At 72.3% G+C, this 23477-nt stretch carries 21 protein-coding genes and 1 tRNA gene; 10 read left to right on the top strand and 12 right to left on the bottom strand.

Annotated features, from left to right (window positions below; all coding sequences use genetic code 11):
• Positions 1-80: 80 nt before the first annotated feature.
• Positions 81-2399, bottom strand: coding sequence for a 4-hydroxythreonine-4-phosphate dehydrogenase PdxA (pdxA, locus tag ABZ027_RS16525; RefSeq protein WP_356768721.1), 2319 nt, complete (start codon positions 2397-2399; stop codon positions 81-83).
• A gap of 218 nt (positions 2400-2617) precedes the next feature.
• On the opposite strand from pdxA, the gene ABZ027_RS16530 reads away from it, so the two are divergent.
• From ABZ027_RS16530 to ABZ027_RS16565, 8 genes are all read left to right on the top strand, one after another.
• Complete coding sequence (locus tag ABZ027_RS16530) at positions 2618-4192, top strand: ABC transporter substrate-binding protein (protein ID WP_356768723.1); 1575 nt, start codon at positions 2618-2620, stop codon at positions 4190-4192.
• Between the two features lie 3 nt (positions 4193-4195).
• Positions 4196-5125, top strand: coding sequence for an ABC transporter permease (locus ABZ027_RS16535; protein WP_356768725.1), 930 nt, complete (start codon positions 4196-4198; stop codon positions 5123-5125).
• Between the two features lies 1 nt (position 5126).
• On the top strand, positions 5127-6041 hold the full coding sequence (locus tag ABZ027_RS16540) for an ABC transporter permease (RefSeq protein WP_356768727.1): 915 nt from the start codon (positions 5127-5129) through the stop codon (positions 6039-6041).
• Between the two features lie 3 nt (positions 6042-6044).
• On the top strand, positions 6045-6908 hold the full coding sequence (locus ABZ027_RS16545) for an ABC transporter ATP-binding protein (RefSeq protein ID WP_356768729.1): 864 nt from the start codon (positions 6045-6047) through the stop codon (positions 6906-6908).
• Positions 6905-7816: an ABC transporter ATP-binding protein gene (locus ABZ027_RS16550; RefSeq protein ID WP_356768731.1), complete on the top strand. Its 912-nt coding sequence runs from the start codon at positions 6905-6907 to the stop codon at positions 7814-7816. Before ABZ027_RS16545 ends, ABZ027_RS16550 begins: the two co-directional genes overlap by 4 nt.
• The gene (locus ABZ027_RS16555; RefSeq protein ID WP_356768732.1) at positions 7813-8793 is read left to right on the top strand and encodes an aldo/keto reductase; all 981 of its coding nucleotides are present in this window, start codon (positions 7813-7815) and stop codon (positions 8791-8793) included. Before ABZ027_RS16550 ends, ABZ027_RS16555 begins: the two co-directional genes overlap by 4 nt.
• A gap of 83 nt (positions 8794-8876) precedes the next feature.
• Complete coding sequence (locus ABZ027_RS16560; protein ID WP_356768734.1) at positions 8877-9656, top strand: aldolase/citrate lyase family protein; 780 nt, start codon at positions 8877-8879, stop codon at positions 9654-9656.
• Positions 9653-10825, top strand: coding sequence for an exo-alpha-sialidase (locus ABZ027_RS16565; protein WP_356768736.1), 1173 nt, complete (start codon positions 9653-9655; stop codon positions 10823-10825). Before ABZ027_RS16560 ends, ABZ027_RS16565 begins: the two co-directional genes overlap by 4 nt.
• Positions 10826-11001: 176 nt before the next feature.
• Here the strand turns inward: ABZ027_RS16565 and ABZ027_RS16570 are convergent.
• The 5 genes from ABZ027_RS16570 to tdh all read right to left on the bottom strand — a co-directional run bounded on the left by ABZ027_RS16570 (position 11002) and on the right by tdh (position 15025).
• A tRNA-Pro gene (locus ABZ027_RS16570) sits at positions 11002-11075 on the bottom strand.
• A gap of 207 nt (positions 11076-11282) precedes the next feature.
• A complete protein-coding gene (locus tag ABZ027_RS16575) occupies positions 11283-11639 on the bottom strand; it encodes an MmcQ/YjbR family DNA-binding protein (protein WP_356768738.1) in 357 nt (118 codons plus the stop codon).
• Positions 11640-11774: 135 nt separating this feature from the next.
• Complete coding sequence (locus ABZ027_RS16580; protein ID WP_356768740.1) at positions 11775-12677, bottom strand: LysR family transcriptional regulator; 903 nt, start codon at positions 12675-12677, stop codon at positions 11775-11777.
• Between the two features lie 40 nt (positions 12678-12717).
• Positions 12718-13941 carry a glycine C-acetyltransferase gene (locus tag ABZ027_RS16585; protein WP_356768742.1) on the bottom strand — a complete coding sequence of 408 codons (1224 nt, stop codon included), beginning with the start codon at positions 13939-13941 and terminating at the stop codon, positions 12718-12720.
• A gap of 55 nt (positions 13942-13996) precedes the next feature.
• Positions 13997-15025 carry an L-threonine 3-dehydrogenase gene (gene tdh / locus ABZ027_RS16590; protein WP_356768744.1) on the bottom strand — a complete coding sequence of 343 codons (1029 nt, stop codon included), beginning with the start codon at positions 15023-15025 and terminating at the stop codon, positions 13997-13999.
• Positions 15026-15336: 311 nt separating this feature from the next.
• On the opposite strand from tdh, the gene ABZ027_RS16595 reads away from it, so the two are divergent.
• A complete protein-coding gene (locus tag ABZ027_RS16595; RefSeq protein WP_356768746.1) occupies positions 15337-15942 on the top strand; it encodes a GPP34 family phosphoprotein in 606 nt (201 codons plus the stop codon).
• A 39-nt stretch (positions 15943-15981) separates the two neighbouring features.
• Here ABZ027_RS16595 and ABZ027_RS16600 read toward each other — a convergent pair whose 3' ends face one another.
• The 6 genes from ABZ027_RS16600 to ABZ027_RS16625 all read right to left on the bottom strand — a co-directional run bounded on the left by ABZ027_RS16600 (position 15982) and on the right by ABZ027_RS16625 (position 21956).
• Positions 15982-16563, bottom strand: coding sequence for a GAF domain-containing protein (locus ABZ027_RS16600; protein ID WP_356768748.1), 582 nt, complete (start codon positions 16561-16563; stop codon positions 15982-15984).
• Positions 16564-16624: 61 nt separating this feature from the next.
• Positions 16625-17224, bottom strand: a complete 600-nt coding sequence (locus ABZ027_RS16605; protein WP_356768750.1) for an ATP/GTP-binding protein — start codon at positions 17222-17224, stop codon at positions 16625-16627.
• Positions 17202-17573 carry a DUF742 domain-containing protein gene (locus tag ABZ027_RS16610; RefSeq protein WP_356768752.1) on the bottom strand — a complete coding sequence of 124 codons (372 nt, stop codon included), beginning with the start codon at positions 17571-17573 and terminating at the stop codon, positions 17202-17204. The genes ABZ027_RS16605 and ABZ027_RS16610 overlap by 23 nt, the downstream gene beginning before the upstream one ends.
• Positions 17574-17575: 2 nt before the next feature.
• Entirely contained in the window at positions 17576-18010 is a 435-nt protein-coding gene (locus tag ABZ027_RS16615; RefSeq protein ID WP_356768754.1) for a roadblock/LC7 domain-containing protein, read from the bottom strand.
• 68 nt (positions 18011-18078) lie between these two features.
• On the bottom strand, positions 18079-20307 hold the full coding sequence (locus ABZ027_RS16620) for an ATP-binding protein (protein ID WP_356768756.1): 2229 nt from the start codon (positions 20305-20307) through the stop codon (positions 18079-18081).
• A gap of 365 nt (positions 20308-20672) precedes the next feature.
• Entirely contained in the window at positions 20673-21956 is a 1284-nt protein-coding gene (locus tag ABZ027_RS16625; RefSeq protein WP_356768758.1) for an MBL fold metallo-hydrolase, read from the bottom strand.
• A gap of 188 nt (positions 21957-22144) precedes the next feature.
• Between ABZ027_RS16625 and ABZ027_RS16630 the strand changes: the two genes are divergently transcribed.
• Positions 22145-23323, top strand: a complete 1179-nt coding sequence (locus ABZ027_RS16630) for a Glu/Leu/Phe/Val dehydrogenase dimerization domain-containing protein (RefSeq protein WP_356768760.1) — start codon at positions 22145-22147, stop codon at positions 23321-23323.
• Positions 23324-23477 lie beyond the last annotated feature (154 nt).

A 23477-nucleotide genomic window follows, 5' to 3' on the forward strand; every position in this document is an offset into this window, starting at 1 on the left:
TTTTCTGCGGAGTCCTCTGCGGCGCGGACTGCGAATACCGCGCGGGCTGCGAATACCGCGCGGACTGCGAAGCGGCGGTCTCAGCGGACCGGTAGGGACGACATCTCGGCTGCCTGGCGCACGGCCTCGACCATGCTACCGGCCTCGGCCACGCCCTTGCCCGCGATGTCGAAGGCCGTGCCGTGGTCCACCGAGGTGCGGATGACGGGCAGCCCCACGGTCAGGTTGACGCCCGCCTCGATGCCCAGCACCTTCACCGGGCCGTGTCCCTGGTCGTGGTACATCGCGACGATCAGGTCGTAGTCGCCGCGCCCGGCGAGGAAGAAGGCCGTGTCGGCCGGGAGGGGGCCGCGGGCGTCGATGCCGTCGGCGCGCAGCACCTCGAGAGCGGGGACGATCTTCTCCTCCTCCTCGCCGTAGCCGAACAGTCCGTTCTCGCCGGCGTGCGGGTTGATGCCGCAGACACCGATGACCGGCTTCGCGACCCCGGCCCGGACCATCGCCTCGTGGCCGCGCCGCACCGTGCGTTCGACCAGGCCGGGCTCGATCCGCCGTACGGCGTCGATCAGGCCGATGTGGGTGGTGACGTGAATGACCTTCACCTTGGGTGTGGACAGCATCATCGACACCTCGTCCACGCCGGTGAGGTGGGCCAGCAGCTCGGTGTGGCCCGGGTAGAGATGCCCGGCCAGGTGCAGGGCCTCCTTGTTGAGCGGCGCGGTGCAGATGCCGTGCACGACGCCCTTCAGCGCGAGGTCCGCGGCGACCCGTACGTACTGGTAGGCGGCCTCGCCGGCGCGGGCGGACAGTTCGCCCCAGGGCAGGTCGGCGGGGAGCAGACCGAGGTCGACGACGTTGACCCGGCCCGGCGGGAACTCGGCCTCGGCCGGGGTGGTCACGGTGACGATGTCGCAGTCGGTGCCCTGGATCGCGGCGGCCTGCCGGAGCCGTTCGGCGTCGCCGATGACGACGGGGCGGCAGCGGGCGAGGGTGTCCGGATGCAGCAGCGCCGGGACGATCACCTCGGGGCCGATGCCCGCGCCGTCCCCCATGGTCACCGCGATGAGCGGCAGCGAACGGTGGTGGTCGGCGGTCGGGGTCACGTTCACCGGGAGGTCTCCTTGCGGTGGGAGGTGGGGAAGGTCCGGCCGGAGCGCCGTGGCGATCCGCAGCAGGGAGTCGGTGCCGCCGAAGCTGCCGGGCCGGGTGACGACATGGCGTCCGTCGGGTGTGAGTGCGTGGACGGCGCCGTGGTGGATCTGGCCGAGCGGCGCCAGGTGCGGAACACCGAGCGCGTCGAGGACGCGGCGGGCGGTCTCACCGCCCGTCAGGACGAGGTCGGCGTCGCCCGCTCGGTCGGCGGCGAGGCGGGCGAGTCCGGACACCAGACGGTGGGCCGAACCGGGCCGGATGCCCGGACCGCTGTCGATGCTGAGGACGGTGACGCCGTCCGACGCGTCGTCAGACGGATTGGGCACGCCCGGGGGTGACGGGGCGTAGGAGTTCGGGGCGTCGGAGTTCAGAGCGTCGGGGTGCACGCGTACATGGCGCGCGCCGAGCTCCGTAAGGTGCGCGATCTGCGCAGGCGCCGAGGGGGCGGCGGTGCCGACGACGACCAGAAGAGGACGTCGCCGACGCCGCGCGGCCGGAGCCGCAGCCCGACTGCCCTGCTCCGTTCCGGTCGGCGTCGACACCCCCTCGGTACGCCTCAGCAGGCGGCCGACCGACGCGGCCAGGCCGCCCGTGCCCAACAGACGGACGCCGGGCCCGCAGGCGAGCGCCGCCTCGACGATCAGGTCGAGGTCGGTGTCCGTCTCGGCGTCGCACACCGGAAGGTGTCCGAAGGCGATCGCGGCGCGCAGTGCGGCGGGCAGCGCGTCGCCCCGTACCGCGTCCAGCGGGACGAGCGTCGTACGGCAGTCGTCCAGCGCGGCGGGGATCGACGGCGGGGGTGCGGCGCTCTCCGCCCGCCAGGCGTCGGTGGTGTGCAGGGGGACGCCGTCGAGATGGACGACACCGCCGCGGACCGTGCGGCCGAGGGCGGGCAGTGCGGGGGCGACGACGACGCCCTCGGCGCCGTCGGCAAAGGCGGCCGTCTCGGCGGCGAGGTTGCCCCGCAGGAGCGAATCGACCTTTTTCAGCACCAGGACGTCCGGCGGCACGGCGCGCAGGGCCTCGTGTACCCGCCGGGCCGCCTCGGCCGCGGGCAGGCTCCGGCAGTCGAGGTCGATGACGAGTGCCTCGGCGTCCGGCAGCGGGTCCGAGGAGGCGGGACCGAGCACGATCCGGCTCGGAACACCGAGCGCCACCGCCGTCTCCGCCGCCCCGGACAGGTCGTCGGCGAGGGCGAGGACACGCCGCGGCGCCCGCTCGCCGCGAAAGGGGGAGGGGAAAGACACGTCATCCTCCTGGACCCGTGGTGGACCGGTGGTCGAACGAGGCACGCGGGGCGGCCTCGCCGCTCGATGATGACACAGCCTGCGCGATGTGCGCGAGACCCCTTGCGTGATTCGCGCAACCGTGGAACGGTTTCCGGCGCGACAGAAACCGACGGCGTCCTGCGGGACCGGACGTCGTCCCGAGCCCGTCGCCGCACAGAAACCCCGAGAGGTCGACGATGACCCGAACTCCCCCGAGTGAGACGCCCAGCCGTCGCACCCTGCTGCGCTGGGGCGCTGCGGGCGGCGCCGGTCTCGCTCTCTCCCCGCTGGCCGGCTGCGCCGGCCCCACCGGCGCCCCCGGCCCCGGCACCCTCACGCTCGGGCTGAACCGCTCACTGGTCAGCCTGGACAACAAGCTCAACCAGTTCGACGCCGCGGTGACCGTGCAACGGGCGGTGCGCCAGGCCCTGACGGCCATCGGTCCGGGCATGCGACTCGGCCTGGTCCTCGCCGACCGGTTCGAGATGACCGCACCGACCACCTGGAGCGTCCGCCTGCGCGACGGGATCCGCTACTCCGACGGCCGGCCGGTGACCGTCGACGACGTGGCCACCGCGGTGCGGATGTACGGAAAGGTCGCCGGCTCGTTCATCCTCGGCCTGTTCCCCGAACTCCCCGAGGTGGAGGCGACCGGCGAGCGCACCTTCCGGCTCCACACCCGCAAGCCGGTGCCCGTCCTGGACCGGCTGATGGCCAACATCCTCATCACCCCGGCGAAGGACAACCGCCCCGAGGAACTCCGCTCCGGCGTCGGCACCGGCCCCTACCGGGTGGCCGGCGCGAACAGCGGCGCGGGCGAATACACCCTGGCCCGTGTCCCGGAGTACTGGGGCAGGCGGCCGGCCGTCGAACGGGTCCGGGTCCGCTTCGTGCCCGAGGAGTCGAGCCGGGTCGTCTCCCTGCGCAGCGGCGAACTGGACGTCATCGACACCATCACCCCCGACTCCGCCGAACAGCTCACCGGGCTGCCCGGCGTGCACCTGGAGCGGACCTCCGGGGTGCGGATCTGCCAGCTCTTCTACAACTTCCGCAAGCCGCGGAAGCACCCGCTCGCCGACCCCCGGGTGCGCCGGGCGCTGTCGTACGCCATCGACGGCGAGTCCATCGTCCGGGACGTGCTCACCGACTCGGCCGAGCAGGCCCGGGGAGTCGTCCCCCTCAGTCTCCAGGGCGCCGAACGCACCGGCAGCTATGTCCACGACCCGTCCCGGGCACGGCAGTCGCTCAAGGCCCTGGGCGCCGACGGGCTGCGGATCAGGATCATCTGGGAGTCGGGCGAGTTCGCCGCGGACGCCTCCGTGATGGAGGCCGTCGCGGAAATGCTGAAGGAGGTCGGTGTCCGCGCCGACCTGCGACAGTTCGAGCCCGGCGGCGACATCCTCAAGTGGCGGCAGGGCAAGGGCGGCGACTGGGACGTCATCGGCAACGGCTTCCCCGGCCCCACCGGCCAGGCCGTCACCATGCTGCAGGCGATGTACGCGGGCACGGCCGAGGACGAACGCACCGGTGACGCGTTCATGGGCTACGTCGTCCCGAGCATCGCCCGCGGGCTGTCCGACGCGGCCACCGAGACCGACACCGCCATCCGCGACCGCAAACTGGCCGTCGCCCAGCACGCCGTCTGGGACAGCTGGCCGGCGATGTGGGCCTTCGTACCGAAGACCGTCCTCGCCCGCCGCGCCCGCGTCGACGGCATCCGGCTGCTGCCGGTCAACTCCTACGACCTGACCGCCCTGCGGCTGGAGGGCTGAGCCGTGACCAGGTACCTCGCCCGGCGTCTCGGCCAGAGCCTGCTGACCGTATTCCTGACCCTCTCCACGGTCTTCGTGCTGGTCAGGCTCGCTCCCGGAGACCCCGCCTCCGCCTACGCGGGGCCGACCGCCACCAGCGCCGACCTGGAGCGGATCCGCAGCCAGTTCGGCCTCGACAAACCCCTGATCACCCAGTACGGCGTCTTCCTGCGCGACCTCTTCAGCGGCGATCTCGGCACCAGTTACTCCTTCCACGACTCCGCCCTCAACGTGGTCCTGGACCGCATGCCGTACACGATCACGCTCTCCGTCGCGGCGATCGCCGTCACCGTGGCCGTCGCGGTCCCGCTCGGCGTGTGGATGGCACGCCGCGCCGACACCTCGCGCGAACTCGCGGCCAACGTCCTGACCATCGCCGGGCAGTCGATGCCGGACTTCTGGACCGGCGTGATGCTGCTGACCGTGTTCGCCGTGCTGATGCCGGTGCTGCCCGCCTCCGGCTTCACCTCCTGGAGCGGCCTCGTCCTGCCGACACTCACCATCGCGACCCTCCAACTCGCCCTCATCTCACGGCTGGTGCGCCGCGAGATGACCACGGCGCTCGCCTCGCCCTACATCACCGTGGCCCGCTCACGCGGTGTCTCCGAACGGGCCCTCACCTGGCGGTACGCCCTCGCCAACTCGTCCGTCCCGCTGGTCACCGCGATCGGCACCCGCTTCGCGGCACTGCTCAACGGAGTCGTCGTGGTCGAGGTCGTCTTCGGCTGGCCAGGGGTCGGCTCCCTCGTCGTCCGCGCGCTGGAGACCCGCGACTACCCGCTCATCCAGGCGACCGTCCTGGTCACGGCGACCCTCGCCATCCTCGTCCAGCTCCTCGTCGACCTCGCCTACCCGCTGCTCGATCCGCGGGTACGACTCGGAAAGGCGGCCTGACATGTCCGCCACGCTCACCCCGTCCGACTCCACCGCCCGGCCCAGCGCCGTCACCGCGAGGCAGCTGGCCCGCGCCACCGCCACGAGGCAGCGCCGCACCGCCCGCCACAAGCTGTGGGCCGGAGCCCTGTGCACCGCGCTGGTCGCCCTGCCGGTGGCCCTCGCGTCCCTGATTCCGCTGCCGGACCCGGACGCCCAGAACCTCGCGGGGCGCCGGCTGCCACCGCTCACCGGCGGGCACCTGTTCGGCACCGACCAGCTCGGACGCGATCTGCTCTCCCGCATCCTGCACGGCGGTCAGGTGTCGCTGTCCGTGGGCATCCTCGCCGTCCTCGTCTCCGGCGTCATCGGGATCGCCGCGGGCTCGGCGGCCGGCTACTTCGGGGGCTGGATCGACACGGTCGTCAGCCGTCTCCTGGAAGCGCAGTTGGCGCTGCCCCTGCTGATGATGCTGCTGCTCGTCGTCGCCCTCTTCGGCCCGTCGGTCACCGTCATCACCTGCGTGATCGCCATCGCCCAGTGGCCGGAGGTGGCCCGGCTGACCCGCTCCCTGGTCCTCGTCGAGCGCGAGAAACCCTATGTGGCGGCCGCCCGTCTGCTCGGCATGCGCAGCTGGTCCGTCCTGGGACGGCACATCATCCCCAACATCCTGCGCCCCGCGAGCCTGGTGGTCCTGCTGCTGCTCGCCCAGGCCGTGCTCCTGGAGAGCGCCCTCAGCTTCCTGGGCGCCGGGCCGCAGCGGCCGTTCGCCACCTGGGGCCGCATCATCTCCGACGGCCAGGACTACATCACCACCTCGTGGTGGCTGGTCACGCTCCCCGGCCTGGTCATCGCCGTCCTCGTGGTCGGCGTCAACCTCATGGGGGACGGTCTGCGCGACCGCATCCGCACGACGAAGCCGGCGAAGGGAGCCTGAGCCATGACCCGCGACACCCCGCCGCCCTCCGGCGCCCTGCTGGAGGTCGAGGACCTGCAGATCGAACTGCTCACCCATCGCGGTGTCGTCCGCGCCGTCGACGGCGTGAGCTTCACCGTCCGACGCGGTGAGACCGTCACGCTGATCGGAGAGTCCGGCTCCGGCAAGTCCACCACCGCGATGGGCGTGCTGCGGCTGCTGCCGGAGAGGCTCGCCGTGCTGTCCGGCACCGCCCGCATCGGCGGCGAGGACGTCGTCGCCGACCCGGAGGCCGCCCGGCGGGTGCGCGGCCGCACCGTGTCACTGATTCCCCAGGACCCGATGACCGCGCTCAGCCCCGTCCACACCATCGGGCGGCAGCTCGGCGACGCCCTGCGGCTGCGCCACCCCGGACTGTCCCGGGCCGAAACCCGCGAGCGCGGCACACACCTGCTGGACCAGGTACGGATCAGCAGGCCCGAGACCCGCTGGAAGGCGTACCCGCACCAGTTCTCCGGCGGCATGCTGCAGCGCATCCTGATCGCCGTCGCGCTGGCCGCCGAACCGCGGCTGCTGGTCGCCGACGAACCCACCTCCGCCCTGGACGCCACCGTCCAGGCGAGCGTCCTCGACCTGCTGATGGAACTGCAGGAACGCACCGGCGTGGGCATGCTGATGATCACTCACGACCTCGGTGTCGCCCGGCTGGTGTCCGACCGCATCCACGTCATGAAGGAGGGCCGGTTCGTCGAGTCGGGGCCGGCCGAGCAGATCGTCGAGCGGCCCGCGCACCCGTACACCGGGAAACTGCTGGCGGCCGTCCCGAGCCTCGCCCGCTGGGACGAGGACGGGCTCGACGCCCCCAGCACACAGGGAGCAGCCCGATGAGCCCAGCAGCAGTGACACCGGACGCGGCGGACCCGTCGGCGTTCCTCGCCGTCGAGGACCTCGTCGTCGACTACCCCACGCCGACCGGCACCGTGCGGGCCGTCGACCATGTCAGCTTCAGCGTGCCCCGCGGCGGCTCGCTCGCCGTCGTCGGCGAGTCGGGCAGCGGCAAGTCGACCATCGCCTGCGCGGTCGTACGGCTGCTCAAGCCCGCCTCCGGGCGGATCGTGCTGGACGGCACCGACCTCGCCGCGCTGCCCGAGCGGCGTCTGAGGCCACTGCGGCGCCGCGTCCAGATGGTCTTCCAGGACCCCTACGGATCTCTCGCCCCGCACCTGACCGCGCTGGAGGTCGTGGCCGAACCGCTGCGCGTGGCGGGCGTGCGGGACAAGGCCGAACGGCACCGCCGCGCCGCCGAACTGCTGGACCGCGTGGGGCTGCCGGCCACGGCACTGCACCGGCGGCCCGACGAGTTCTCCGGCGGGCAGCGGCAGCGCATCGGCATCGCCCGCGCCCTCGCCTCGAAGCCCGACCTGCTGGTGTGCGACGAGGCCACCTCGGCCCTCGACGTGTCCGTGCAGGCCCAGGTCCTCGATCTGCTGCGCGAACTGCGCGAGGAGACCGGCATCACGTACATCGTCATCGCCCACAACCTCGGCGTGGTGCGCGAGATCAGCACCGACGTCGTCGTCCTGAAGGCGGGACGGGTCGTCGAGCACGGCCGTACCGCCGATGTGCTCGCCGCGCCCGCCGACCCCTACACCCGCGCGCTGCGCCGCGCGGCCCTCGACCCCACGGCGATCAGGGGACTCAAACCCCGCACCCGGGCGGCCTCGACCCCGGCCACGGCGGAGTCGCGCACGTCCGACACCCCCCTCACCGTCTCACCGGAAGGAACCGTCACATGACCACCGGCATCGACCTGCCGAACGTGCCCGTGCCCCTGTCCCGGCTGGTCCTCGGCACCATGACGTTCGGGGACACCGTCGACCGGGCTGGCGCCGCGGACATGCTCGCGACGGCGCTGGAGGCGGGCATCACCGGCGTGGACACCGCCAACGGCTACGCCGGCGGCGAGAGCGAACGCATCCTCGCCGAGCTGCTGCCCGCCCACCGCGACCGGATCGTGCTCGCCACCAAGGCGGGCATGCCGCACCCCGACCAGGGGGAGCACGCGCCGCTGTCCGCCCCTGGTCTGCGGGCCGCTCTGGACGGCAGCCTCAAACGCCTCGGCACAGACCGGGTGGACCTCTTCTATCTGCACCAGCCCGACCGGGCCACGCCCCTCGCCGAAACCCTCGCCACCGTCGCCGAGTTCGTCGCCGAGGGCAAGGTCCTCGCGCTCGGGGTCTCCAACTACGCGGCCTGGCAGATCGCCGAACTCGTCCGCGTCGCCGACGAGGTGGGCGCGCCACGCCCGGTCGTCGCCCAGCAGCTGCACAACCTGCTCGCCCGCCGGATCGAGGAGGAGTTCGTCGAGTACGCCGCCGTCACCGGTCTGCGCACGATGGTCTACAACCCGCTCGGCGGCGGCCTCCTCACCGGGCGGCACCGCTACGAGAAGGCCCCCGAGGGCGGACGGTTCGGCGACTCCCGGCTCGCTGACATGTACCGGCAGCGCTACTGGGACCCGCGCCTGTTCGACGCGGTCGCCGAACTGACCCGGGTCGCCGAGGGCGCGGGCATCCCGCTCGCCGAACTGGCCCTGCGCTGGCTCCTGGACCGGGACTCGACCGACGCCCTGCTGCTCGGCGGTTCCCGCACCGGCCACCTGCGCGCCAACCTCGCCGCCGCCCAGGCCGGACCGCTGCCCGCCGACGTCACCGCGGCCTGCGACGAGGTCGGCGCCGGCCTGCGCGGCCCCATGCCCGCCTACAACCGCTGAGCCACCACCCCCACGGGACCTCGAAGCACCCGCCCGCGCTGCCCCTGCCCCCTCCCCCGCGCCCCTGTGAGGAACAACCGCCCATGACCCCCGCAGAGTTCACCGCCGCCCTGCGCGCCCGCGAGCAACTGCTCGGCTACTGGTGCCTGATGGACGCGCCGGTGGCCACCGAACGCATCGCCCGCCTCGGCTACGACTACGTCGCCCTGGATGCCCAGCACGGCCTGTTCGGGTACTCCGGCATGCTCAACAACCTCCTCGCGATCGACAACCGGGGCTCCACGGCCGTCGGCCTGGTCCGGGTGGAGGCCAACGACCCCGCCCCGATCGGCCGTGCCCTCGACGCGGGCGCGGCCGGAGTGATCGTGCCGCTGGTCGACACAGCCGCGCAGGCCGCCGAGGCCGTCGCCGCCGTCCGCTATCCGCCGCTCGGCCGGCGCTCCTACGGTCCGATGCGCTCGGCGCTGAGGATCGGCCCGGACCCGGCCGACGCGCACGACGCCACGGTCGTCCTCGCCATGATCGAGACGGCCGAAGGGCTCGCCGACGTGGAGGCGATCTGCGCGACGCCGGGCCTCGACGGCGTCTACGTCGGCCCTTCCGACCTGCGCATCGCCCTCGGCGGCGCCTCGTCCACGGACCCGGCCCTGGCCGACGCCTTCGAGGCGGCGCTCGGCACCGTAAGCGAGGCGGCGGCCGCCGCCGGGATCGCCGCGGGCATCCACAATCCGGACGGCACGAGCGCCGCCAAGCGCCTCGCCGAGGGCTTCACCTTCGCCACCGTCGCCTGCGACCTGGTGCACCTGGAGCAGACCGCCCGCGATCACCTGGCCGCCGCCCGGACCCCTGGAGAAGCACTGTGACCAACGCGCTCCTCGACGCCTTCGACCGCGTCGACACCACGCTGCCCGCGCCGGCCGTGCAGAACCACGCGGCCAACCTCACCGCGCTGCCCGGCGGGGAGCTCGGCTGCGTCTGGTTCGGCGGCACGCAGGAGGGCATGGCGGACATCAGTGTGTGGTTCTCGCGCCTCGCCCCGGGCACCACCACATGGACCGAGCCGGTCCGTCTCTCGGACGACCCGACACGCTCCGAGCAGAACCCCGTGCTCTTCCCCACTCCCTCCGGCGCCCTGTGGCTGCTGCACACCGCCCAACGGGGCGGCGACCAGGACACCGCGGAGGTACGGCTGCGCGTCAGCCACGACAACGGCACGACCTGGGAGGCGACCCGAACGCTGTTCGCCGCGACGTCCGGGGGCGGCGGCGTCTTCGTCCGTCAGCCCCCCGTCGTCCTGCCCACCGGTCGTCTGCTGCTGCCCGTCTTCCGCTGCCGGACCGCGCCCGGCGAGAAGTGGTCCGGCGACCTCGACACCAGCGCCGTCATGATCAGCGACGACGAGGGCGGCACCTGGCGCGAGGAGCCCGTGCCCGGCTCCACGGGCCTGGTCCACATGAACGTCCACCGGTTGCCGGACGGCTCACTGCTCGCCCTCTACCGCAGCCGGCGCGCCGACGCCGTGCACCGGTCCGTGTCGCTGGACGACGGTGACACCTGGAGCGAGCCGGAGCCGCTCGGGCTGCCGAACAACAACTCCTCCATCCAGTACGTCCCGTTGGCCGACGGCCGTCTGGCCCTCGTCTACAACCACAGCAGCGCCGCCGACGCGACCGCCCGCCGCGTCTCCCTCTACGACGAGATCGACGACACCGGCGGACTCGCCGACCACCGGACCACGGGCGGCTCGGCGACCACGGCCGTCCGGCAGACTCCCTCGACCGCGTTCTGGGGCGCCCCGCGCGCCCCGCTCAGCCTCGCCCTGTCGTCCGACGGCGGCCTCAGCTGGCCGCTGCGCGTCGACCTGGTGACCGGGGACGGCCACTGCCTGACCAACAACTCCCGCGACGGCCTCAACCGCGAGCTGTCCTACCCCTCGGTGGCACAGACACCGGACGGCGCTCTCCACGTCGTCTACACCCACCACCGCAAGGTCATCCGCCATATCCGGCTCAGCCCGCGCCGGGAGCGGTGATGTGAACGAACGCCCGCTCCCCGGGCCTTCGGGCCCGCGGGGCTGCGGTCGCGGTCGACGTCGAACTCATGGGCCGGGATGCCGGGCGGCGCCCCAACAAGCTGATCGTGAAAGCCGCGCACAGGCATGCGAAAAGGGCCCCCGCGGGCTTTCGCCCGAGAAGACCCTTCGCACCGTCGGGACGACAGGATTTGAACCTGCGACCCCTTGACCCCCAGTCAAGTGCGCTACCAAGCTGCGCCACGTCCCGATGCCCGTCTGACCTGGGGTTTCCCCCGGTCGATCGCGCATGGAAACAATACCGCACTCGAGTCGGTGGTCGCGCACCCGTTTGTCCGCGACCGCCCTCGACCAGTCTCCTGCTTGATTCGGCCGGGGCGGCCGAAGCCCCCTCCGCCTCGGCCACCACGCTCGTCCCGGATCATCCCACGCGACACTGACAACACCCAAGGGGCCTTTAGTCCCCTGTCGCCACTCCCAACTCGGGGTAGGCCTCCAGGAGCCGGGAGGGCGCCGCCTGGCGCCAGGAGTCGGCGAGGATGTCCCGCAGTTCGTCCTCCTCCAGGGCCGAGAGGCGGGCCCGCACCCAGGCGAACTGCGCCTCGTGGCCGGCGATCCAGAATTTGTCCGGCTCCGCGAGGACCAGTTCGTCGCGCTCCTCCTTGGGGCAGCGCACCGCGAGGGAGGTCTCGTCCTCGGGCAGCGTGGCGAACATCTTCCCCGCGACCCGGAACGTGGGCATGTTCCACGCGACCTGCTCCGTCGTGTCCGGCAGGGACAGGGCGATCCGTCGTACGTCTTCGGCATCCGGCATGACAGGCACGGTAGCGGCTGGCACTGACACTCACCTGGTGAGAACGGTCGCCGGGGGTTCCGGGCGACCGTGGAGGTGTTGGGCGGCGGCGCCCGCGGCCGGGTTCACGACCGGCCGTTCTCCGAAACCGCCGGGTCACATCGGCGCCACGTCCGCCAGCGCGTCCAGCACGGGGCGGATCAGAGGGTGTCCCTCCGCTCCTCGTCGTACCGCCGCGAACACCCGACGGGTGGGCGCGACCCCGTCGACGGGGCGCACCACCACGCCCGTGAGGTCCATGCCGCGCAGGGCGGAGCGGGGGACGAGGGCGACGCCCGCGTCCGCCGACGCCAGGGCCACCACCGCGCGGAAGTCGTCCGAGGAGTGTTCGAGGCGGGGCTGGAATCCCGCGCTCTCACAGGCGAGGACCACGACGTCGTGACAGGGGTTGCCCGGGTAGGGGCCGATCCAGGGGTCCTTCGCCAGTTCCGCGAGGGGCACCTCGTCGGCGTCTGCGAGGCGGTGGCCGACCGGGACGACGGCGTCGAAGGGCTCGGCGTACAGCGGAACGTGGACCAGACGGGGGTCGTCGGCGGGCGGGGCGCCGCGGTACTCGACGGCGACCGCGACATCGACCTGCCGGTCGAGGACCATCGGCAGGCTGGCGTCGCCCTCGGCGTCCTGGACGCGGATGCGGATGCCGGGGGCGGTTCCTCCGAGGCGGGCCACCGCGGGCGCGACCACCAGGGCGATGCCGGTGGCGAACGAGGCGACCGTGACCGTGCCGGCCTCCCCCGAGCCGTAGGCGGCGAGTTCGGCCTCGGCCCGCTCCAGCTGGGCGAGGACCGTGTGGGTGTGCCGGAGCAGGATCTCGCCGGCCGGAGTGAGCCGTACCCCTTTGGCGCCGCGCTCGACCAGTCGGTGGCCCGTCTCCTGCTCCAGGGCCGCCAACTGCTGCGAGACCGCCGAGGGGGTGAGGTACAGCGCGGCGGCAGCCGCCGTCACCGTGCGGTGGTCGGCCACCGCACGAAGGATGTGGAGCCGCCGCGCTTCGATCATGTGAACGATTATCGCAAGGTGTCCGGCCGGTCGACCCCGGTCAGACCTCCCCCTCGCTGGTCCCCGCTCCTTCGCCCGCCAGCTCCGCCCGCGCCGCCACGAACGCGTCGACCGCGCGGTTCACGTCCTCCGTGGAGTGCGCGGCCGACAGCTGCACGCGAATGCGGGCCTGCCCCTGCGGTACGACCGGGTAGGAGAAGCCGATCACATAGACACCGCGTTCCAGCAGCAGCTCCGCCAGGCGGCCGGCCCGGGCCGCGTCCCCGATCATCACGGGGGCGATCGCGTGGTCGCCGGACAGCACGTCGAAGCCCTCCTCGGACATCCGGCGGCGGAACAGGGCGGTGTTCTCGGCGAGCCGCACCCGCAGGTCGTCCGCCGACTCCAGCAGGTCGAGCACCTTGAGGGAGGCCGCGGCGATCACCGGGGCCAGGGTGTTCGAGAAGAGGTACGGGCGAGAGCGCTGGCGCAGCAGCGCGACGATCTCCGCGCGGGCGGCGACGTACCCGCCGGAGGCTCCGCCGAGCGCCTTGCCGAGCGTGCCGGTGATGATGTCGACGCGGTCCATCACGCCGTGCAGTTCGGGGGTGCCGCGCCCGCCGGGGCCGACGAAACCGACGGCGTGCGAGTCGTCGACCATGACCATCGCGTCGTAGCGGTCGGCGAGGTCGCAGATCTCGCGGAGCGGGGCCACATAGCCGTCCATCGAGAACACTCCGTCGGTGACGATCAGCCGGCGCCGGGCGGACTGCGCCTCCTTCAACTGCCGCTCCAGGTCGGCGAGATCGCGGTTGGCGTAGCGGAAGCGGCGGGCCTTGGACAGGCGGATGCCGTCGATGATCGAGGCGTGGTTCAACGCGTCGGAGACGACCGCGTCCTCGGGCCCCAGCAGCGTTTCGAACACACCGCCGTTGGCGTCGAAGCAGGAGGAGTACAGGATCGTGTCCTCCTGACCGAGGAAGGACGACAGGCGGCCCTCCAGTTCCTTGTGCACCTCCTGCGTACCGCAGATGAACCGTACGGAGGCCATGCCGTAACCCCAGCGGTCCAGGGCCGCGTGAGCGGCGGCGATCACTTCGGGGTGGTCGGCGAGGCCGAGGTAGTTGTTGGCGCAGAAGTTGAGGACCTCGCCCGGGCGGCCGCCCCCGGACACGCCGACGGTCGCGGACTGCGGGGTGTCGATGACGCGCTCGGGCTTGTGCAGACCGGCGGCGCGGATCTCGTCGAGGGTGGTGCGCAGGTCGTCGCGCACGGAGTCGAACATCGGGAGCTCCTGAGGTGCTGGCGCTGGAGGGGAATCGGGAAGAAAGTCGCGTCGTTCAGGCGGTCCAGTCGAGGATGACCTTGCCGCCGCGCCCGCTCGCCGCGTCGGCGAACGCCGCCTCGAAGTCGCGGTGACCGTAGCGGCCGGTGATGACGGGAGCGAGGTCGAGCCCGCCTTCGAGCAGGACCGACATGGCGTACCAGGTCTCGAACATCTCCCGGCCGTAGATCCCCTTGACGGTGATCATCGAGGTGACGATCCGGGCCCAGTCGACCGGGAACTCCTCGGACGGCAGGCCCAGCATCGCGATCCGGCCGCCGTGCGTCATGTTGGCGATCATGTCGCGCAGGGCCTCAGGGCGACCGGACATCTCCAGTCCGATGTCGAAGCCCTCGCGCAGGCCGAGTTCCCGCTGCCCGTCGGCGATCGTCGCGCGCGTGACGTCGAGCGCGAGGCTCACGCCGATCTTCCGGGCCAGCTCCAGCCGCTGCTCGCTCACGTCGGTGACCACCACGTTGCGGGCGCCCGCGTGCCGGGCCACCGCGGCGGCCATCAGACCGATCGGGCCCGCGCCGGTGATCAGGACGTCCTCGCCGACCAGCGGGAACGACAGCGCGGTGTGCACGGCGTTGCCGAACGGGTCGAAGATCGCGGCGACGTCGAGGTCGACCGGGACGCGGTGCACCCACACGTTGGCGGCGGGCAGCACCACGTACTCGGCGAACGCCCCGTCGCGGCCGACGCCGAGGCCGACTGTGGCCCGGCACAGGTGCCGCCGGCCGGCGAGGCAGTTGCGGCACTTGCCGCACACCAGGTGGCCCTCGCCGCTGACCCGGTCACCCGTCGTGATGTCGGTGACGTCCCGGCCGGTCTCGACGACCTCGCCGACGAACTCGTGCCCGATCACGAGCGGGGTGCGGATCGCCTGCCTCGCCCAGCCGTCCCAGGACCGGATGTGCAGGTCGGTGCCGCAGATGCCGGTGCGCAGCACCTTGATCAGTACGTCGCCGGGTCCGACGGCGGGCTCCGGGACGTCCACGAGCCACAGCCCGGGCTCCGCCTTCTCCTTGACCAGCGCCTTCAACGCTACGGCTCCTGAGGTGAGACCCCGGGGCGTGGGCATGCCGAAGAAGCCCGCGTCCGGGGAGAGGGGTGTGATCGCGAAGCAATCTGCCGTACGGCGGCTCCCCCGTCCATCGAGGATTTCTTAAGCCGCGCCACAGCTGCGCTTCACACCGCCCACATCACCACCGCGGATCGGCTGTACGCACCACATGGTCGAAGGAGGACACACAGCCCCCGAACGTCAGCGAGAATCGATCAGGAACGACTTGTCCGTATCGACCAGCCTCGGAGCTCTCGCCCCGCACTCGGCCGACTGACGTGGAGCCGCTCATGACCACCGCACGGGACCTCGCGATCGTCGCCCTGGACGCGGCGAGTGACAAGCCGCTGGAGCAGGGCGATCTGTCGCTCGTGCTCGCGGGAGCCGAGGTGTTCGACCTCATCGAGGCGCACGCGCTCGTCCTGGAGGGCGATCGCATCCTGCCCAGTGCCCAGGCACCCACGGGCGACCGCCTGCTGGACGAGGCGGCCTCGGCGCTCGTACGGCGGGAGCCGTACGAGTCGGTCGAGGACTGGCTGTGGCGCCGGGGCCGAGGGCTGTCCTCTGCCTACGTCGACGATCTGCACCGGATCGGCCTGACGACCCGGCCGCGGGGCCTCCGGATCCCACTGCGGACCGGGCGGACCGAACCGGTCGACTCGACGGCCCGGCGCGAGGCCGAGGAGCGCTGGGCGGCGGGCGAACCCGTCCTCGCCGCCCTGGCTGCCGCGGCCGGGATCGGCGACGAACCGACCGACGGCGCCGAGGACCTCGCGGACGACGCGACCACGACCGTACTGGCCGCCGTCGGCGACGCGGTGATGGAGCTGGAGGCCGTACGCCAGCGGAAGGCGATCGAGGACGCCGCCTTCGACAACGTGTGGCGTGGCTACTAGTGCGGCTCGGTCAGGTCGGTTGTGGCGCGGGTGCCGCCGTCACAGCAGTGGGAGCCCGTCGGCCTCGGGTCGCTCCAACCGGGCCGCCAGCTCCGCCGCCGAGGCCTTGATGGTCTCCAGGCCGGGCCTCCCCCACGGCCGCGGCTCCACGTCGAGGACGCACATGGTGCCAAGCACCATCCCCGTGCTGTCGATCAGTGGTGCGCCCAGATAGGAGCGGATGCCGAACTCGTCGACGACCGCGTTGCCCGCGAACCGCGGGTAGTCACAGACGTCCTCCAGGACCAGCGCCTTGCGCCGGACCACGACATGGGGGCAGAAGCCCTGGTCGCGGGAGAGCTCACGTCCCATCACCGGCGTGCTGCCATCGGCCTTCACGACGCGCGGCGCCACCGTCGGGCGGTGCAGGCCCGCGAAGAACTGCCGGTTCTCATCGATGAAGTTGACCATGGCGTACGGCGAACCGGTGAGCTCGGCGAGGTGGTTCGCGTAGGCGTCGAGGGCGGGCTCCGGGTGTTCTCCCAGGCCCAGCAGGGCCAGCCGCCGGGCGCGGGCGGGGGCCTCCTTGTCCTCGGGGGTGAGCAGCAGTCGACCGGCCGGGCGGGGCAGGTCGTACCTCATGGGCGGGCTCCGTCGCTGGGGATGTACGTCATATGCGGCTCCATGGCGGGGTGTACGGGGATCACATGTGGGCGCCGTGGCTCGGCGCGGGGGCCGGGCTGTGGGCGATGAGGTGCCGTACCAGGGTGAGCAGGGTCTGCACCCCTGAGCTGGAGATCCGGGCGTCGCAGCGGACGACCGGGATCTCCGGCGCGAGGTCGATGGCGGCACGGACCTCCTCGGGGTCGTAGCGGTACGAGCCGTCGAACTCGTTGATCGCGACGATGAAGCCGAGGCCACGTTGTTCGAAGAAGTCGACGGCGGCGAAGCACTCCTCCAGTCGGCGGGTGTCGGCGAGGATCACCGCGCCGAGCGCACCCTCCGACAGCTCGTCCCACATGAACCAGAACCGCTCCTGTCCGGGTGTGCCGAACAGGTACAGCACGTGTTCCGGGTCGAGGGTGATGCGGCCGAAGTCCATGGCCACCGTCGTCTCGACCTTGTTTTCGATGCCTTCGAGGTTGTCGGTCGCGGCGCCGACCGTGGTGAGCAGTTCCTCCGTGCTGAGCGGGGCGATCTCGCTGACCGCACCCACGAAGGTCGTCTTGCCTACTCCGAACCCTCCCGCCACCAGGATCTTCAGTGCGGTGGGGAAGGGGTCAGAGCTGTCGTCGTAGTCCATCGAGCACTGCCTCCAGAAGGGCCCGGTCAGTCTGGTTGTGGTGGAACTCGGGGGGCTTGGTGGTCAGCGCCCCGCAGTCGACGAGGTCCGCCAGCAGCACCTTGGTGACCACCGCCGGCAGCTTGAGGTGGGCGGCGATCTCGGCGACCGAGACGGGTACGCGACACATGTCGAGCACCTGGGCGTGTTCGGGGCCGAGGTGGCCGAGGGGGGTGGCTCCGGTGGCCATCACGTGCGACAGGAGGTCGAGCGCGATGCTGGGCCGGGTGCGGCCGTTGCTGATCGTGAAGGGGCGCACCAGCCGACCGGCCGCGTCGTCGAGCCAGGGCTCGTCGCCGACCGCCGCCACCCTCAAGGCCTCATCGCCGTGGGCTCGACGGCGTGCTGTCGGGGTGCGGTCATCAGGTAGGGGCGGACGCTCTTGACCAGCATCGCCATCTCGTAGCCGAGCACGGCGGCGTCGGCCTCGCGGCCGGCCAGCACGGCGAGACAGGTACCGGAACCGGCGGTGGTCACGAACAGCAGGGTCGAGTCGAGTTCGACGACGACCTGCCGGACGTGTCCGCCGTCGCCGAAGCGGACACCGGCGCTGCGGCCCAGCGAGTAGAGGCCGGAGGCCAGGGCCGCCATGTGGTCGGCGCTGTCGGGGTCGAGGCCGTGGACCGATTTCACGAGCCCGTCGCAGGAGAGGAGTACCGCGCTGGTGGTGTGCGGTACGCGCTGCACGAGGCCGCTCATCAGCCAGTCGAGATCGGATACCTGGCCGGTCGGCGCTTCGCTCGCCATGGTGGATCGACTCCTTGAGGTACGAAGGTCTGCGGGAGCGCTGGGGGGTGGGGTGTACGCGGGGGTGGTCATCCGGCGGGTGCGCTCCCGTCGTGCCGGGTGTGGTGATCGAGGTCGAGGTCGAGACCGGGCACGGCCCCGCTGTCCCGCACACCGCGTGCTTCGAGGGACGCGGGCGGGCGTGGAGGGCGCGCCTCGGCTGTGCGGGCCCGGTCCGTGGGGAGCGGATACAGGGGACGGACGTCCATGGAGGGAGCCGGGGTCATGTCGGTGGCGTCCATGTGACTGGCGCCTGTGTCGGCGGGCCCCATGTAGGTCGACGCCATGTGGGTCGGCGCCGCGTGGGTGGGCGCCCTTTCGGAGGACGCCGGGTCGGCCCACGCCATGTCATTCGACGCCATGTGGCCAGGCCCCGTGTGGGCCGACTCCAGGTAGGTCGGGGCCATGTGGGTTGGGGCCGTGTGCGTCGGGCCCGGGTAGACCGGCGCCATGTGGGTGGACGCCATGGAAGTCGTCGTATCGCCGGGCGCCGCCTCCAGGTGCTGCTGGGTCTCGGCGAGGCCGATCCCGCGTTGGAAGGCCGCCATCAGGCCCGGGTCGTGGCCCGCCGGGTACTCCGAGTCCTGGCGCGGCGTCGGGCCGTCGCGCAACTGGGGCGCGATGTGCTCCTGGGCCCGGCGTCGGGGCAGTTGGGGCTTGCCCATGGTGCCGCGTACGGCACCGACACGCGGGGTGGGCGGGGCGACCGTGTGCTCCGCGACGAGCGGCCGGTCGTCGGCCCTGATGCCGGGCGCGGCCTCCGCGGGCGTGGGCCGCTCCCCGCGGGCACCACGCACGGGAAGCGGGGCAGGTCCAGTGCCGCGCGACCCCGAACCCGAACCCGAAGCCGACTGCTGCGGACGCCCGCCGGATGACGGCCGTGAGGACAGTGCGGGCGGCGCACCGCCCGGTGCGGGCGGAGCCTCCCGAGGCGTCACCTCCAGCCCGGTCTGCACCTCCAGCCCGGTCGGCCGCGGCGCCGTCGCACCCGCGGCGCCCATCGTCCCGGGTTGGCCGTCCGACGGCTGCGGTACGGCTCCGGAGGCGCCCGGCGCCGTGCCCAGAAGGGCCTGCGGTACGACGAGCACGGCCTGGACGCCGCCGTAGATGTTGGTCTGCAGCCGGACGTGGATGCCGTGCCGCCGGGCGAGTTGCGAGACGACGAAGAGACCGATGCGGCCGTCCGCCAGCAGGCTGGCAACGTTCACCTGATCGGGGTCGGCGAGCAGGGCGTTCATCCGGCTCTGCTCGCCGACGGGCATGCCCAGTCCGCGGTCCTCGACCTCGACGGCGAGTCCGGAGGTGACGAGGTTGGCGCGCAGCAGCACCTGGGTGTGCGGGGCGGAGAACACCGTGGCGTTCTCCACGAGTTCGGCCAGCAGGTGGATCACGTCGGCGACGGCATGGCCGCGCAGCTCACCGTCGATCGGCGGCACGAGTTTGACGCGGGAGTACTGCTCGACCTCGGCGATGGCCGAGCGCAGCACCTCGGTCATGGAAACCGGGTTGCTCCACTGCCGACGCGAGACGGCACCGCCGAGCACGGCGAGGTTCTCGGCGTGCCGGCGGATGCGGGTGGCGAGGTGGTCGACGTGGAAGAGACCCTTGAGGAGGTCGGGGTCCTCGATCTCGTTCTCCAACTCGTCGAGGATCGAGATCTCGCGGTGCACCAGCGACTGAAGTCGGCGGGCGAGGTTGAGGAAGACCTCCAGCTTCTGTTCGCTGCCCGCCTGGCTGGAGAGCTGTGCGGCCTGGACGACGGCGGTGACGGCCCCGTCGTGCGCCCGGGTCAGGTCTGCGGCGAGGAGTTCGAAGTCGTCGGCGTCCTCAGGCGGGCCGCCGCGCGGATCGCGCGGGGGCGGGGCCTCGCCTCGGCGCAGTGCGTCGACCAGGGCACGCAGATCGGCCTCGCCGCGCGTGCTGCTTCGGCGCAGGGCGCCGATCCGGTCGCTGACGGACCGGGCCGCGCGGTCGGCCGCCACGGCGGCGATCAGGATGCCGGCGCAGGTCACCGAGACCGCGCCGCCGAGCACGCCCCACAGGGGGAGGCTGGGCCGCACTCCGGTGGAGCGCACGACGAACAGGACCGCGGCGCAGCCGCTGAGGGCGACGGCGACGGGCGGCAGCACGGCGAGACGCAGCAGCTGGGGCCGTATGTGGGTCTCGGGAAGCGCGGGAACGGCGCGGGCGGCCGGCCGGCCGTGGCGCCCGCCCTCACGGCGGTCTGCGCGGGCGGCCGGTGCGCGGAGGTGAGACATCGGTGTCCTCGTCGTACTGGTCCGTCGGTCCTGGTTGCCAGGGTGCGCATGCCGGTATGCGTGCCGGTGGGCACGCGCATGCGGGCGTCGGTCGGGAGAACCGAACTTTTCGGCCCTGCGTCGCCCGACGGACACTGACAGTAGTCGCCAGCGCATCATGTGCGGTGGGCAGTTGACAAACTCACACGAGGAGCGTCCCGCTCTGGTATGAGGTCTCGTACGACAGACCGATAAGTTCCACGAGGACGGGTCGATGCACGACCCGCGCACGATCACACCTGGTCAGAAGTGGTCAAGAAAAAGCGGCGAGGGCCGGGGAGCGCTGTGCTCCCCGGCCCTCGCCGCCACTCGATCCGCGTCCGCGGTCAGCCCGCGGCCACCGTCTCGGGGTCCCCGGTACCCTCGACCGTCCCCTTGGAGATGTCACTCTGTGTATCTGCCTTGGCCTGATCTCCGGCCGCCGGTTCGGCCGGGGTCATGACCTCCGCCTCGCCGCACGTGTCGTCGAGCGCCGCGGCGGCCGGCCAACCGCCCGCCGGTTCCAGCGCCACGCTCCGCCACCAGGGGCTCGCCGGAACGTTGTCGGCGCTCGGCTCGAAGGGTTCGCCTGGCCGGGGTAGGGCGATCGGGGCGCCTGTCGCCAGGGAGGCGGCGAGGGTGCCCTCACCAGGGTCGGACCACGCGTGCGTCGCCAGGTTGAAGGTGGCCCAGTGGATCGGCAGCATCACGCCGTGCGGCTGTCCGCCCTGGAGGTCGAGATGGGCGCGCATGCCCTCCTCGGGGGTCATGTGGATGTCCGGCCAGAACTCGCTGTAGGCGCCGATCTGGATCATCGTGGCGTCGAACGGGCCGTGCTCGGCGCCGATGTCCTTGAAGCCCTCGAAGTAGCCGGTGTCGCCGCTGTGGTAGATCCGGTGTTCGTCTCCGGCGACGACCCAGGAGGCCCAGAGGGTGTGCTGGCTGTTGCGCAGGCCGCGACCGCAGAAGTGGCGGGCAGGGGTGGCGGTCAGGGTGAGCCCGCCGACCTTGGTGGCCTCGTGCCAGTCCAGCTCGCGCAGCCGGCCGGCGGACACGCCCCAGTGCTCCAGGTGGGCACCGACGCCCAGGGGCACGGCGAACAGTGTGTCCGTACCGGCCAGGGCCTTGATCGTGGGCAGGTCCAGATGGTCGTAGTGGTCGTGCGAGATCACGACGACGTCGACCGGGCCGAGGGCGGCCAGCGGGAGGGGCGCGGGGTGCAGGCGCTTGGGCCCGGCGAAGGCGAACGGGGAGCAGCGCTCGCCCCAGACGGGGTCGAAGAGCACGCGCCGTCCGTCGATCTCGGCGAGCACGCTGGAGTGTCCCATCCAGGTCAGCCTCAGGCCGGTGGCGGGGGGCCTGGCTATGTCGGCGAGCGTGGTCGCGTGTACCGGAACCGTGCCGTTCGGGCCGCGGCGGGCGCGCTCGTCCCTGTCGAAGAACTGCTTCGCGAACTCCAGCGTGGAACCGGAGGGCCGGGTCCGGGCGACGCCCCCGGGATTCTGGAAGACCCCGTCCTTGAAGTGGGGCGATCTGCGGATGCGCGCCATGCGCTCACCGCTCGGGTCCGCACCGAAGGCCGCGGGCCGCAGCGCGCGCAGCCCGGAGCTCGGGGAACGGAAACCGGTCACGGTGTACCTCCAGGTGGAGTCGGTGAGGCTCTCCATTATGGTCGGCCCCGCTGACAACCGGGTTCTCCGGGATCCGGCGGCCGCGTTGACAGGGTGCGACCCGCATCCGAATACTGACTGGTCATTCAGTAACGCCCGCGGCGAGCCGTTGTCCGGCCCTGGGGGTTCGTCACTCCCGAGGAGACCGCATGACCTCCGCCCTGATGTCGCTCGTCTGGACCGACCACGTCACCGGACGCCAGGGTTTCCTGGTCGTCGACCGGTTGGTGCGCGGTGTCTCCAGCGGCGGGCTGCGGATGCGCGCGGGCTGCACCCTGGACGAGGTGGCCGGTCTGGCGCGCGGAATGACCATGAAGGAGGCCCTGCACTACAACCCGGAGGGCCGGTACATCCCCCTGGGCGGCGCCAAGGGCGGCATCGACTGCGATCCCCGGGATCCGGGGGCGTACGAACTCCTGGTGCGGTACCTGCGGGCCATGCGGCCGTACATCGAGAGCTGCTGGACCATGGGCGAGGACCTCGGTCTCACCCAGGATCTGGTGGACCGGGCGGCTGCCGAGGCGGGGCTCGTGTCGTCCGTGCAGGCCGTGTATCCGCTGCTCGACGACGAGAAGGCGGCCCGGCGGCGGCTCGCGGACGCGTTCGCCGTCGAGGTGGACGGGATCGGGCTCGACGAACTGGTCGGCGGCTGCGGCGTCGCGGAGTCGGTGCTCGCGGCCCTGGACCGGGCCGGTGTGCCGCACACCGGCACCCGGGTCGCCGTTCAGGGCCTGGGCACCATGGGCGGCGCCACCGCGCGCTTCCTCACGCGCGCGGGGCTCACCGTCGTGGCCGTCGCCGACGTCAAGGGCACGATCGCCAACCCGGTCGGCCTCGACATCGAGTCCCTGCTCGGTGCGCGGGACGCCTACGGGACCGTGGACCGCGCGGCCCTGCGACCCGGCGACCGTGAGCTGCCCGGGGACGCGTGGCTGTGCGCGCGGGCGGAGGTACTGGTGCCGGCGGCGGTCTCGTACGCCGTGGACGCCGCGAACCAGGAGCGGATCACCGCGCGCTGGATCGTCGAGGCGGCCAACATGCCGGTCCTGCCGGAGGCCGAGGAGTCGCTGGCAGCGCGCGGGGTGACGGTCCTGCCGGACGTGGTCGTCAACTCCGGGACGAACGCCTGGTGGTGGTGGACGCTGTTCGGCGACATCGGTCCCGCCGCGGACGAGGCGTTCGCCCACACCCGCCGCTCGATGCGCGCGCTGGTGGAACGGATGCTGGCCCGCGCGGAGGCCGACGGGACGACCCCGCGGGCAGCGGCACACGCCATCGTCGCGGACCGGCTGCCGGTGATCGCGGAGCGCTTCGGGTGGTACCGGTGACTTCGGGCCGGATCCTTGCGGTTGATCAGCCGTCCTCCACCGCCACCCACGGCGACGATTAGGGCCCTTCTGATGGATCTCCGTGGGAGAAGGAGCGGCGTTCGGTGCGTGCGATCGGCGTGCGGCGTGGAGGGTCATGTGGCGGAGCCACCTG

Source organism: Streptomyces sp. NPDC006332 (assembly GCF_040612855.1).
In the GTDB taxonomy this organism is placed as follows: Bacteria; Actinomycetota; Actinomycetes; order Streptomycetales; family Streptomycetaceae; genus Streptomyces.